This is a genomic window from Planococcus sp. BI3, assembly GCF_056680115.1.
Genome location: NZ_CM155266.1, coordinates 1,473,121 through 1,486,278 on the forward strand (window position 1 = coordinate 1,473,121; position 13,158 = coordinate 1,486,278).

General features: G+C 47.0%; 11 protein-coding genes. 2 read left to right on the top strand and 9 right to left on the bottom strand.

Annotated features, from left to right (window positions below):
* Positions 1-282 precede the first annotated feature (282 nt).
* Entirely contained in the window at positions 283-1,185 is a 903-nt protein-coding gene (locus AC1MEO_RS07490; RefSeq protein ID WP_480335363.1) for a cation diffusion facilitator family transporter, read from the top strand.
* A gap of 49 nt (positions 1,186-1,234) precedes the next feature.
* Here the strand turns inward: AC1MEO_RS07490 and AC1MEO_RS07495 are convergent, their stop codons facing one another.
* From AC1MEO_RS07495 to AC1MEO_RS07520, 6 genes are all read right to left on the bottom strand, one after another.
* A complete protein-coding gene (locus tag AC1MEO_RS07495) occupies positions 1,235-2,290 on the bottom strand; it encodes a mechanosensitive ion channel family protein (protein ID WP_480335364.1) in 1,056 nt (351 codons plus the stop codon).
* A 42-nt stretch (positions 2,291-2,332) separates the two neighbouring features.
* Positions 2,333-3,634 (bottom strand): DUF2254 domain-containing protein, encoded by a 1,302-nt coding sequence (locus AC1MEO_RS07500; protein WP_480335365.1) that lies wholly within the window; start codon positions 3,632-3,634, stop codon positions 2,333-2,335.
* Between the two features lie 103 nt (positions 3,635-3,737).
* Positions 3,738-4,934, bottom strand: coding sequence for a cytochrome P450 family protein (locus AC1MEO_RS07505; RefSeq protein WP_480335366.1), 1,197 nt, complete (start codon positions 4,932-4,934; stop codon positions 3,738-3,740).
* Positions 4,935-5,027: 93 nt separating this feature from the next.
* Positions 5,028-5,819, bottom strand: coding sequence for an enoyl-CoA hydratase/isomerase family protein (locus tag AC1MEO_RS07510; RefSeq protein ID WP_480335367.1), 792 nt, complete (start codon positions 5,817-5,819; stop codon positions 5,028-5,030).
* 19 nt (positions 5,820-5,838) lie between these two features.
* Positions 5,839-6,564 (bottom strand): 2-phosphosulfolactate phosphatase, encoded by a 726-nt coding sequence (locus AC1MEO_RS07515; RefSeq protein ID WP_480335368.1) that lies wholly within the window; start codon positions 6,562-6,564, stop codon positions 5,839-5,841.
* A 4-nt stretch (positions 6,565-6,568) separates the two neighbouring features.
* Positions 6,569-7,636, bottom strand: coding sequence for a phosphotransferase family protein (locus AC1MEO_RS07520; RefSeq protein ID WP_480335369.1), 1,068 nt, complete (start codon positions 7,634-7,636; stop codon positions 6,569-6,571).
* A gap of 516 nt (positions 7,637-8,152) precedes the next feature.
* Here AC1MEO_RS07520 and rsgA point away from each other — a divergent pair.
* Complete coding sequence (gene rsgA / locus AC1MEO_RS07525) at positions 8,153-9,208, top strand: ribosome small subunit-dependent GTPase A (RefSeq protein ID WP_480335371.1); 1,056 nt, start codon at positions 8,153-8,155, stop codon at positions 9,206-9,208.
* Positions 9,209-9,243: 35 nt separating this feature from the next.
* On the opposite strand, the gene AC1MEO_RS07530 is transcribed toward rsgA, so the two are convergent.
* The 3 genes from AC1MEO_RS07530 to AC1MEO_RS07540 form a co-directional block, all read right to left on the bottom strand.
* Positions 9,244-9,885 (bottom strand): response regulator, encoded by a 642-nt coding sequence (locus tag AC1MEO_RS07530; protein WP_480335372.1) that lies wholly within the window; start codon positions 9,883-9,885, stop codon positions 9,244-9,246.
* 16 nt (positions 9,886-9,901) lie between these two features.
* Positions 9,902-11,017, bottom strand: a complete 1,116-nt coding sequence (locus AC1MEO_RS07535; protein WP_480336051.1) for a GAF domain-containing sensor histidine kinase — start codon at positions 11,015-11,017, stop codon at positions 9,902-9,904.
* Positions 11,018-11,426: 409 nt separating this feature from the next.
* Entirely contained in the window at positions 11,427-13,127 is a 1,701-nt protein-coding gene (locus AC1MEO_RS07540) for a phospho-sugar mutase (RefSeq protein WP_480335373.1), read from the bottom strand.
* Positions 13,128-13,158 lie beyond the last annotated feature (31 nt).

The window sequence follows — 13,158 nt, forward strand, 5'->3', positions numbered from 1 at the left end:
CTGTTTGCTTATATGATTCAACATTAAATTTTTGTAAAATTTATGACTGGCTCTATTACAGAATCTTTTCGGTATTGACAATGCCTGAAAAGACATTGATACTATTAAAAGACGGTTTGGCAACATTTGCCTTGTCTACTTTTCTAATGTAGAACACCGCAATTCATATGCATGCACTCAACTATATATTCTAACAGCTAAAATATTAAATAAAGAAAGTGAAACGGCCCTCCTATGAGGGTCGTTTCACTTTGTTTCAGCAACTTGGAGGCGGGAAACTTTATGGACTTGTATACAAATTTACGCAGAGGGGAAAAAGGTGCCTGGATCAGTATTGGGGCTTATGTGTTCCTCAGTGCCCTCAAACTGATTTTTGGCTTTTGGGGTTCTTCCGAAGCCTTGAAAGCGGATGGCTTTAACAACCTGACAGATATTATTGCATCGATCGCTGTTCTCGTCGGCCTCAGAATTTCCCAGAAGCCGCCGGATGAAAATCATCATTACGGACATCTTCGGGCAGAAACCATCGCCTCGCTTCTGGCTTCTTTCATTATGGCCGTCATCGGCTTGCAGGTTCTGAGCAATGCTGTCCGGTCGATTTTCGAACCCGTAGCTGAAGCGCCATCGCTGATTACTGCCTGGATCGCTTTTTTCTCAGCAGTCGTGATGTATGCCGTTTACCGCTATAATTTGAAACTCAGCAGGGAAATCAAAAGTACAGCTGTCCGTGCAGCAGCCTATGACAACCGTTCCGATGCACTGGTCAGTATCGGCGCCGGCATTGGCATCATCGGTGCAGTTTTCGGTGCGCCGATTCTGGATGTCATCACAGCCTTCATTGTCGGGTTGATCATCATCAAGACCGCTCTGGATATCTTCAAGGAGTCTGTCATCACCTTGACGGATGGCTTTGATGAAGACGAGGTGGAGACATTATCTGTTTTGGTCCGAAGAGTGCCCGGCGTCATCACGTTGCGCGACTTTAAAGGACGGAATCATGGCAATGTCATGTTCATCGATTTAACGGTCAGCGTGGCCCCTAACCTGAATGTCGTAGAAAGCCACTGGATTACAGAAGAAATCGAACGAAAAATTCAGAAAGTAAAACCTCATTGCGTCATCCTGGTCCATATCGAACCGGATTATTCCTTTACTTACGCTCAAGAGGACGACTTCGACGAATAGTTTTTTAAAAACCCTAAAAAGTCCATGGCCTTCAACAGCCATGGACTTTTTATTGCCTTTCGTATATCGTCTGTGCCAACTTCACTTTATTTTCGATAAAATCTTCTGCAATGGCATGGCGGATCCGGCTTTCAAGCCTTTCCTTCATCTCGACGTCGGTTACTTGCACTTCCACCTGGAAATCGAGTGCCGAGTTCCGAAAATCGATAAACCGGACATCCGGTTCTTTTTCCGGTATTCCTTTCATTAAATGGCTTGCCTTGACAGCTGCGGCTTTCAGAATCCGCTCGATTCTTTCTGTATCGCTGCCATAATCCACACTGACTACAACCCGTGCATATAATTGGGCACTGGAACGATTTTTGACGATCTGTTCGATGAAATATTGATTGGGAACTACCAATGTACCTTCTTTCAAGGTCTCAATGACTGTTGACCTGAGCTTGATTTTGGTGATCCGCCCGATTTTCTTATCGATTTCCACCATTTCCCCGACCTCCATCGGCCGTTCAAACAAGATAATGATGCCGGAAACGAAATTGGCGGCAATATTGCGTACACCAAACCCGATGCCGATCCCGAGGACGCTGAATACAAATCCGAGGGCCGTCAAATCGAGGCCGACCGTGGTAAAACTTATGGCCAACGCCAGGAACATCACCACGTAATACAACAAGCGGTTGATGGTATAGCCCATCCCGATGTCCACATTAAACTGTTCATAGACAAATGGCATGACGTAATGGTTGAACGCCCTTATCAGGCGGCTGGCAAAAGTCACAATCATTACTGCCACCACAATCAGCAGAATGGAGATTTCCACCCCTTCTGTCTCATAAAAAGCCAAAGTCAGCCATTGTTCCTTGGAAAAGTAAAACAGGAAGAAAAGGATACCGCCATATAGCACCAGCCAATTCAACACATCTTCAATCACAGGATAAATCCGTTCTTTGAAATCTTTGGAGGAAATCAGTTTTCTCATCAGAAACAGCAGCAGGGATTTCCCAAGAAGGATCAAAGCCAAGTAAATAAAGAACATCAGAAATTCGCCGACAGACAAATTCCGTAAAAAGTCGATTCCTTCAAACAATTGGTTGTTCTGCATCATTTCCCTCCTTTATGAATGGCGCTTCCCGCAGAATCGCCATCAGCCCTTCTCAGTCAACAAAATATTATAGGAATGCTGGCCAGTCGCCTCAGCCAGTTGATCGATTTTTTCCTGCAGCGTTTCCCGATCGAATGATTTCAACCCTTTGGTATCGACAGCTTCCAGAATATAGCCGTGCGTGTCCCATAACTCCTCGTGATGGCGCTTCGGCACAAGTTCTGCAGCGACAATCAACGATTCTATAATGGAAATCAATACCGAAATGTCCTCTTTTCCATAGTGGGCTATTTGATAAAAGGTTTTGTACAATACATTCTTGTATGTAGGAAAACGATACAAGACCCGTTCTCCTTTTTCTTCTCCGCCCAATAGGAACGGACCTGTTTTCAGCTGCCCCAACTGGCCAAGCAAACGACCCAGCCGGAGGATGATTTCATTGGCTGTATTCGGATCGTTGATGCCTGGAGATATGGCACGAAGCGCTACTTCCACCAGTTTTTGAATCGCGAAATCGAGATCCTGTTCCGAAGTCCTGGAAGTGCCGAGCGAGTAGAAATTAGCGACAGACACGTTGGCCTCCCCGGTTTTAAATACATGGAAAATCGGTTTTCCTTCGTAGACATAATCTCCCGTTTGGACGAGGATCTCCACTTTCAGCTTGTGCTCCTCCGCATAATCCACCAGCTTGCCAAAAGAAAGATAGTGGATATAGCCTTCTTTTTCAGCACAGTGCGTTTCTTTGATGCCAACAGGATTCCATACAGTTTCTTTGCTGTTTTCATTTTCCTGCAGTTCTTTAAGTTTAGAGATGGCCTTTTCTGTATCGCCGATCAATTCATTGACCAGCTGGCCGACCTGCACATTGGTAGCAATATAGTGGATAAAATAAGCGAACGTGGAAAGACAGAAAAAAGCGATGACAATTCCGACGAACGTGGAAAGCACATCAGTGGAATACAAATCGTCTCTCATAAACAGCAGCGATAACGTGTTGTAGATAAAGCCGCTGAGAAAAATCCCCAATACCCGCCAAGTGATTTTGTCGTGAATGAAGTTTTTCAATGTTCTTGGTGAAAATTGAGACGAATACATGGTCAAGACAACCAGGATCGTGGAAAAAGTAAAAGTGGTCATGGTCAAAAGAGCACCTGACAAGCTCCCCATGATGGTCTTCGCCAAATCGACATTCGTCAAAAGAATAGAAGGGATATAGGGCTTGAGACTTTCAATATACAAAAGATCGATGTAGAAGAACGTGATCGATAGGAGAACGGCCATCACGATATACAATGCGGGAGTGAGCCACAATTTTTCCTTCAGCCAAAACGATAGTGACTTCATAGTTAATCCCCTCTCTTGTAACTGCCTTTCTAACTCCCTTTCCCGTGATGGCTTTTGGACAAACAAAAAAGGGCTGGATGCACTCCAGCCCTTTCTCTCCTATTCATTTGAGCAGCACAGGCAGCTCTTTGACGCCGCGGACAATCATGCCCGGCCGCCAATTTAATTCATTGCTGTCTGCAGCCAGTTTCATATTTGGAAACCGCTTCAGCAGACTGGCGATGGCAATTTCCCCTTCCAAACGCGCAAGAGGTGCTCCAAGGCACATATGGATTCCTTTGCCGAATGCCAAGTGCGGACTTTTCTCGCGCTCGATATTAAATAGGTCAGGGTCTTCGAATTGCGCTTCATCGTGGTTTGCAGAATTCAGCGACACTACGACCAAATCGCCTTTTTTCATTTGTTTGCCTTGAAATTCGAAATCTTCCCCCGCCCATCGCGACGTACTGAATTCCACGGGTCCATTAAAGCGCAAAGACTCTTCGATGGCTTGAGTGATGAGCTCGGGCTGCTGTTCCAGAAGCTTGTGCTGCTCCGGATTTTCCAATAAGGACAGCACCGTATTGCCGATTAAATTTACCGTGGTTTCATGGCCAGCAATAATCAACAAGGTAACCACGCCATACAGCTCCCGTTCACTCAAGCGGTCTCCTTCTTCTTCCGCCTGAATCAGGCTGCTGATGAGATCATCTCCAGGATGCTCCCGAACTTTCGCGAACCATTGCCCCAGGTATTGGACAAATTCATTCATGTGCTGATAGACTGTCTCCCCCAGTTCCCCGCTGGTGCCTTCAATCAGTGAGTCGGACCAAAGCCGGAATTTATCGCGGTCTGCCGATGGTACACCTAAAATTTCACAGATGACGATGATCGGCAGAGGGAAAGCGAATTCATCAATCAAGTCGACTTGCTCTTTTTCTTCCATAGCCGTGAGCAGCTCATCTGCTATTTCCTGAATCCTGCCGCGCATGCCCGAAATCATTTTAGGGGTAAAAGCTTTTTGGGCAAGGCCGCGCAGCCTTTTATGGTCAGGCGGATCTGAAAACAGCATGTTCTGCGTAAAGACACTCAACATGTCCATGCTGCCTCCATAAATCTTCGACATATCTTTAATGAAACGGGGATCTTTCAGGACTTCTTCTGCATCCTTATAGCGCGTCACCATCCAGCCGTTCTGGCCATCTGGAAAACGCACAGCATGGACGGGGTCCTCTTCCCTCAATTTGTTATAGGCTGGATAAGGGTTCTGCGTAAATTGATCTGTAAACAAACCGTATTCATTGGCACGATTTGAAGTCATTGCCACTCCTCCTTTTTTCTTTTCTATACCCCTCCTCCAATCGATTCACCTCGTTCAAATTTACCAAATACTCCTATATTTTATTCCTTGCACTCATAATACCTGCTGTTTTTGATTAAACACCGGCTTGCGCTTTTCCTTAAAGGCAGAGACCCCTTCCAAATGATCGTCGGTAGTGATCATCATCGCTTGTGTGATCCGTTCCTGTTCCAGGATTTCCGCCAATCCGGCAGTCGCTGATTGATCGGTGATTTTTTTCAGCAGCCCGAATGCTTTTGCCGGTCCGTTTGCCAGTTTTTCAGCAAAGCTGACAGCCTCTTGCTCCAGCTTCTCCAGCGGATATAAATGGTTGACGATTCCCCATTCATGAGCAGTTTCAGCAGTGATCGGCTGTGCATTAAAAAATAATTCCTTGGCACGGTAAGGCCCGATCAAACGCGGAAGAAAATACAAACCGCCTCCATCTGAAATCAATCCCACTTGAGAAAAGCTCATAACGAATTTACTGTCTTCAGCCGCTAAGATGATGTCGCTTGCCAAAGCCAGGTTAAAAGCGGCTCCCGCTGCAAAGCCATGAACCACTGCGATGATCGGCTTTTCAAGCGCCCGCATCGCCAACACCAATTCGTTCAATTTGCCGATATGCTCATAGGTCTCTGAAGATCCCGCTTGCCCCATCGTCTTCACATCTCCACCCGCTGAAAAAGACCTGCCTGCTCCTGACAGGATGACCGCTCTAATCTCCGGATTGCTGCCCGCATTTTTTATTTCGGTATACAAGCCTTCAATCATTTGGGGACTGAATGCATTCAAGCTGTCTGGACGATTCAATTGCAGGGACAATACTGCCCCTTGCAAATTAATGTTTAAATGTTTGTTTTCCATTCTGTTTCCTCCTCTAATTTTACTCGATGACCAATTTCCCGTCTTTCAGCCATGGCACGCTATCGATCAACCCACAGTTGGCAATAAAATCGATTTCTTCTTCAAATCCATTCCGCATCAGCATTTTCCCGACACGTGAATCTTTTAAAATCGTTTGTGCATGTTCCGTATTCGAACGGTAAAAAATACGAGCTGCTTTTGCCGAATCCGTTAAATCCCAATTGTCTGTAAGGGTCATCAGGCAATCCACAAAATAACCCGCGCCGTATAGATCTTCCATGCAAAACTCCCCGCCCGACCCTGAACAGACAGCGACAATCGTATCTTCAAGATGGTCTGCTGCTATCTTTCTTGCTGCTGCCTCGCCGTTCAGCAAAGAAGCGGTATACACTTTTTTTGCCACAGCAGATTTCCGAATTGCCACCGTTCCGTTTGTGGTTGACAGCACTACCGTTTTGCCACGGATCTGGTCTTTTAACTGCAATGGATTGGGATCCAAAAAACCTTCAATCGTCTTGCCATTGTATTCCCCGACCAAGCAAAAACTGTCGGCCGGCCTTCCTTTTGCTTCACGAAGTGCTTCATCACTGTTCAGTACCGGCACCACTTCTTTTGCTCCATGCCAAAAACAGGCTGTGATGGTCGATGTCGCCAGCAGTATGTCGAATATCACCACTGTTTTATCTTCCTGCATTTTGGCATCATCAATCTCTTCTTTTTTCAATAACACATGAAGTCTCGGCACCGATTCACTCCCTTTTCGCTGTCATCCACGCGTGCTGCATTAAACTTTTGACAAATTGATCAAAATGGGAGAAGCGTGAATCCTGGGTTTGTCCTTTTTTATAGCGATAGTAGATTTGCTGAATGATCACAGCCAATTTAAAATAAGCGAATGTCAAATAAAAGTTCATATTTGAAACGTCTCGCCCGCTTTTCTCTCCATAGCTTGCGATAAATTCTTCACGGCTATAAAATCCATCCAGCACCGTCACCGGCGCTTTGCCAAGCCCGTGTTTCAATAGATCAGGATCATCCGCTTGAATCCAATAGCTCATAGCCGCTCCTAAATCGGCCAGCGGATCCCCAACCGTGGTCATTTCCCAATCAAACAATCCTGTCAGTTCGGAAAAATCTTCTGAAAACAACGCATTATTCAGTTTGAAGTCATAATGGATGATGGCGGGTTCCTGGGAAATCGGAATATTCGTCAGCAACCACTCTTTCAACTGCTCTACACCTTCAATATCGTCGGTTCGGGCACGTTCATACCTCCCTATCCAGCCTTCTACTTGGCGTTGCATAAACCCTTCAGGCTTTGCCATGTCTGCAAGTGGTGTTTTTCTATAATCCAACGCATGAAGTTGGACAAGTGTATCGACCATCTTCTCTGAAATTTTTCGCCCCAGATCTTTTGTCACTTCAATTCCTTCTGGAAACTCTGTGTCCAATACGATGCCATGCCGCCTTTCCATCACAAAAAAAGGACTGCCGATGATGGATTCATCAGCTGAAAATACAAAGGGCTTTGGAGCCGTCTTAAAAACAGGATGAAGTGCAGACAAGATGTTGAATTCACGTTCCATATCATGCGCTTTTGGTGCGACCGGTCCCAGCGGCGGCCTCCTGAGAACCGCCTCCCAGCTGTCGATTTGCAGTGCATATGTCAAATTCGAATGGCCAGAACTAAATTGCTGGACTTTCAATTCTCCTGATGGCAAGTCCTCAATGTGATGGCGCAGAAAATCTTCAAGCGCCGGATAGTCTAATTCTTCCCCAGTTCTTACTGGAATGGTCATATTTTCTTGTTTCGACATTTTCTCACCTCATTGGACAGATTGGCGTACACATAAACTCAAGCAGGATGTCGCGAGCTTTTCCCTGCTCCTCACCGAAATTCTTCATCTTCTTTTTCTCCGTGCGGTTTTAAATCAGTAGTCCCCTTTCACGATACTAACCAGTTAGTATGTTCAGAATATTACCATTATATTAGCGTTCTCATTTTATAAATGCAAGTCTTCATTCTATTTAATCGAAAAAATTTTCTATCCGGATTCCGGATCCTGCAGCTTGAAACCAAACTCCAAACCCTTTATATCCAATCTTCAGAAAAATAACTTGACGTTCAAATTGCCATGCAGTATGGTTAAATTAACTTGAAGAAAGAGGTGAGGTATTATGGCTATTTTATTTTTGAATACGCAATTCCAGTCTATAGTGTCTCCTTCTGTGTATCGCTGACGATACGCTTCTTCCATTATGCCTGGGGACCACGGACTGCGAATTGCGCGCATCCGTGGTTTTTTATTTTGCATAATTAGGAGGAAACAACATTGACGAAGATTGAACAGTACGGCTGGAACTCCAGCTGGCAGGAAAAAATAACTGCACCAGGAATCCCTGGCCGCGTCACTTTGGAACATAAAAATTTATACCGTGTTGTAACAACCAATGGGGAATGGCTCTGCTCACTGTCCGGAAAATACCGTCATCAGCATAGCCGCATAGAATTCCCGTGTGTCGGCGATTGGGTCATAGCCGAACAGATGCCAGGCGAAGAGAAAGGCATTATTCATCAAGTACTGCCCCGCACTTCACAGTTTTCAAGAAAAGGCGCCGGAGAAACTTCCGATATCCAATTGATTGCCGTCAACGTGGACTTTGTCTTTTTGGCAATGTCCTTAAATCATGACTTTAATGTCCGTCGCCTTGAACGTTATTTGCTGGCGGCTTGGGATTCAGGATCAAACCCCGTTATCGTCTTGACGAAGAAAGACCAATGCTCCGACACAGGACCTTATCTGCGCCAGGTTGAAGCGGTGGCATTCGGCGTTCCCGTCTATGCCGTGTCCGCTTTGACCGGCGAAGGAATTGATGAGCTCCAGCAACAGTTGGCCGGTTCAAAGACCGGTGCCTTGCTTGGTTCATCAGGCGTCGGAAAATCGTCATTGATCAATGCACTGTCCGGCAGCGAGCGCATGATGGTCCAGGACATCCGGGAAGACGACAGCAAAGGCCGGCATACAACCACCCACCGGGAAATGATTCTGCTGCCCGAAGGCGGATTGATGATCGACACTCCCGGCATGCGCGAATTTCAACTCGGGGATTATTCAGAAGGTGTCGAAGCAGGCTTCAGCGATGTGGAAAATTTGGCGCTAGCCTGCAGGTTCCGAGACTGCGCCCATCATGATGAACCGGGATGCCGCGTTCAAGAAGCACTCCAAGACGGCGAACTGGATGCCGGACGTTACAGGAGTTACTTGAAGCTGAAGCGTGAACTTGCCCATATGGAAAGAAAAAGCGATGTGGCGGCCCAGAAAGCCGAACGCAGCAAATGGAAACAAGTGACCAAAGACAGCCGCAAACGACCGGTGAAAAAACGATAAAAAAGAGTGCGACGGAAACCTCCGTTGCACTCTTTTTAATTTCTTCCTGGTTCCGTCAGCCCGTGCTTAACGGCATAAAGCGCCGCCTGCGTCCGGTCCTGAACGACTAATTTAATAAAGATATTGGAAATATGGGTCTTCACCGTCTTTTCAGTGACAAACAATGCCGAAGCGATTTCACGGTTGCTTTTGCCTTTTGTCAGTTCGGCCAGCACTTCCTGTTCTCTCGGCGTCAGCTGGTTTAAGGTATGCGGCGCTGGTTCAGCCGGAGCTTTCATCAGCTCGGACGATGCTTTCGGATGAAGAGTATTTTCACCGCGCATCAAACTGCGCAGCGAAGCCACCAGTTCGTCCGGCTCAATATCTTTTAGTTGATAGCCCGCTGCTCCCGCTTCAATCGCTGGCACTACATGATCCTGGTCTGAAAAACTGGTCAGCATCAGGACAATCATATCCGGAAACTGTTCTTTGATCAGCCGGGTTGCCTGGATCCCATCCATAATCGGCATCACCAAATCCATCAGGACGATATCCGGTTGAAGGACCGCAGCCATTTCCACTGCTTCTTTGCCGTTTACGGCTTCCCCCACCACTTCTATGTCCTTTTGTGTTTTCAAAAAGAACAGCAAGCCTCGCCGGACCACGTGATGGTCATCGGCAATCAATACTTTCACCATGTTCTTCACTCCTCCATTAATACGGAATCCGCACCAGAATCTCCGTTCCCTTGCCGATTTCACTGGACCAATCGGCTGTTCCGCCTTCTGCATTGGCGCGGTCGCGTATGCTTTGGATGCCAATGGACGGCAGGTTGACATTATGGTCAAAAGCAAACCCCCGCCCTTCATCTCTTAATACTAATAAGACATCAGTGGCAGTGACCGACAAATACAATTCGACTTTATTGACGCCGGCATGTTTCCGTACATTGTTCAACGACTCCTGCGCAATCCGGAATAAAGTCTCCTCGATGCGCGATGGCAATTGGATGACGCCGGTCATTTTTGTTTCAACTGTCAGCCCAAGCATTTCACCATAGCCTTTAATGGCATCAAGCAACCCGCTTTCCAGCCCTTTTGGCCGCAACTGCCAGATCAACGCCCGCATTTCATTCAACGCTTCCTGGGTCAGGTGTTGGATATCGCGGAAAGTTTCCTGAACAGTAGGATCTTCCGACATCTCCACGCCTCCCCGGGCAGTCAATGTCACCGAAAACAGCAATTGGTTGACCGAATCGTGCAAATCACGCGCTAATCGGTTGCGTTCTTTGACGAGCGCCAATTCCTGCTCTTGTTTGGTCAATCCGATCCGCTTGATCGCTGAGCCGATTTGAAAAGCTACCGATTCCAAAAGAGCCAACTCATCTTTTGAAAAACCGACAGTGTCCGGTGCTGCGATATTCAACAGCCCGAACTTTTCTTTCCCCGACTGCAGGGGCACTGTCGCGTGATGCGTAATGCTGCCCTGCTTCCGTGCTTTTGCAGGCATGGCATTTTCGATGCGCTGGCAGGCGATGATATTCGACGCTTTATCAAGGTCCCCATCATGGTAGCGCTTGACGCACCAGCAGCCGCCTTTTTGCAGATGACGGCAATTATTGTCTTCCAAAGGAGCCGGCAGATTCGCCTGCGCCACCAATTGATGTTTCCCTTTTTCATTAATAAAGAAAATCCAGGCGGTCTCAAAAGTCGAAGCACTCAATAGTTTCCGGATGGCACCATCCAGCATGCGCACCATATCCGTTTCTTCATTGAGCAACTCGGCTATTTCTTTCAGTAGCGTTATATTGGAGGGCTCGCTCATCACCATACCCATTCACCTCATTCATCCTGATTTAACCATACACTTTTTTAAAAATTTCCTCCCTCGGACTTTTGTACGAGAAAAGCGGAAGCGCCCGTGTAGCTCTGCCGGGCATAAGACAGACCGGCGAAGCGGCATGTTTTCAGCCGCACAGGAAAAAAAGTGAAAGTGCCTGGTCAGCTCTGACTGGCATAAGACAGATTAGCAGTGTGGCGAACTTTGCCACGCAGCTGAAATGGCTTATGACCCGAAGAGTTAGGCACTTGCAACTGGCCAGTCAGGTTGGCTTATGACCCAAAGAGCTGGGTGCTGGAGTCTAGACACCGAGAAAAGCGGAAGCGCCCGTGTAGCTCTGAGAAAAGCGGAAGCCGCCAAAAGCAGAAAGGAAAAGCCCCCTTTTCAGGGAGCTGAACAATTACCGGCTATTGACTTCCTCCAAAAATGACTCTTTCAGGAGTTCCAGCTTTTCATCGCTTTCCTGTTGGGTTGCCGCTGTGATTCCGAAATAATACTTTACTTTCGGTTCAGTGCCGCTTGGGCGAACACATACCCATGAGCCGTCTTCCAAAAAGTATTTGATGACATTTGATTGTGGCAGTTCGATTTTTTCGTTAGTGCCCAAATCGACAAAAATACGATTCTGGGTTTCATAGTCTTCAATAGATACCACGGGAATGCCAGCAAGCGCCTGAATCGGCCGTTTCCGCAAACCTTCCAGCAATTCGGTAATTTCCCGTGCGCCATCTATGCCTTTCTTGGTGACAGATACCAGCGATTCCCGGTACCAGCCAAACCGGTTATACAGCTCAACCAGAATATCCAACAAATTTTTGCCTTGTTTCTTATAGAAGGATGCCGCTTCGACAAGCAGTAAAGTTGCCTGCACCGCATCTTTGTCCCGTGCAAAATCACGGATCAAATAGCCATAACTCTCTTCATAGCCGAATAAAAACTCAAATTGAGGATTTGCATCGTTATGGCGTAATTTTTCACCAATGAACTTAAAGCCGGTCAAAACATCCTCGCAGCCAATTCCATAGGATTCAGCTACGACACGGCCGAATTCTGATGTAACGATGGTTTTGAAGATCCGGCCGTTTGTCGGCAAAGTGCCTTTTTCCTGTTTTTGGCTCAGCAAATATTCAATCAGTATAGCTCCGGTCTGATTGCCGTTCAGCAATTCGTATTGCCGGCCGTTCCAAACTGCGATGCCGACGCGGTCTCCATCAGGATCGATGGCAATCAGCAAATCGGCTTCGGATTTTGCGCCATATTCCTTCGCTAATTCAAACGCTTCGCTTTCCTCCGGATTTGGAGAACTCACCGTCGGGAATTCACCATCAGGTTCCATTTGTTCTGTTACGTAGGTGATCTGATCATAGCCCGCACGGTCCAGCAGCCGTTTGACTGTTGCGCCGGAAGCTCCATGAAGCGGCGTAAAGACCGCTGAAATCGGTCTTGCTGCATGTTCTTGCACAGTCAGCACGTTAGACAGGTAAGCTTCATCCAATTTTTCATCGATCCGGACCAGCAACGATTCATCAAATTTATCATTGACGATGGCCAGTTCATCTTCGACGCGGCTGACATAGTCGATGACACGGTCAGCGTCTTCCAGGTTTAATTGGGCCCCGTCTTCCGAGTAGACCTTATAGCCGTTGTATTCCGGCGGATTGTGGCTCGCAGTGATGACAATGCCCATAAATGCATTCAAATAGCGCACGCTGAACGATAACTGGGGTGTCGTCCGTGTACTGCTGTATAAATACGTGTGGATTCCATTCGCTGCAAATGTCCGTGCCGCTTCTTCCGCAAATTCAGGAGACATGCGGCGGCTGTCATAGGCAATGACCATTCCGCGTGCCATCGCCAACTCCCCGTTCTGCTTTATGTAATCGGCGATTCCTTGGGAAGCTTTCCGTACGGTATAAACGTTCATCCGGTTTGTGCCGGGTCCAATTTCACCGCGCATTCCTCCGGTGCCAAAAACCAAGTCCTGATAAAAAGCATCTTCCGCTGATTTTTCATCTTCCATAAGGACAGTCAGTGACTGCCGTGTTTCTTCATCAATTGCTTCGTGGTCCATCCACCGTTTGATGCGTTCTTTCCATGACATATATATTCCTCCATCCCTAGTGATATAAATT

Coding starts and splice junctions, on each gene's coding strand:
- AC1MEO_RS07520 (WP_480335369.1), bottom strand. CDS start 7,636: ATGTCGAAACAAGAAAATATGACCATTCCAGTAAGAACTGGGGAAGAA.
- AC1MEO_RS07500 (WP_480335365.1), bottom strand. CDS start 3,634: ATGAAGTCACTATCGTTTTGGCTGAAGGAAAAATTGTGGCTCACTCCC.
- AC1MEO_RS07535 (WP_480336051.1), bottom strand. CDS start 11,017: ATGGTGATGAGCGAGCCCTCCAATATAACGCTACTGAAAGAAATAGCC.
- AC1MEO_RS07530 (WP_480335372.1), bottom strand. CDS start 9,885: ATGGTGAAAGTATTGATTGCCGATGACCATCACGTGGTCCGGCGAGGC.
- AC1MEO_RS07540 (WP_480335373.1), bottom strand. CDS start 13,127: ATGTCATGGAAAGAACGCATCAAACGGTGGATGGACCACGAAGCAATT.
- AC1MEO_RS07490 (WP_480335363.1), top strand. CDS start 283: ATGGACTTGTATACAAATTTACGCAGAGGGGAAAAAGGTGCCTGGATC.
- AC1MEO_RS07495 (WP_480335364.1), bottom strand. CDS start 2,290: ATGCAGAACAACCAATTGTTTGAAGGAATCGACTTTTTACGGAATTTG.
- AC1MEO_RS07505 (WP_480335366.1), bottom strand. CDS start 4,934: ATGACTTCAAATCGTGCCAATGAATACGGTTTGTTTACAGATCAATTT.
- AC1MEO_RS07510 (WP_480335367.1), bottom strand. CDS start 5,819: ATGGAAAACAAACATTTAAACATTAATTTGCAAGGGGCAGTATTGTCC.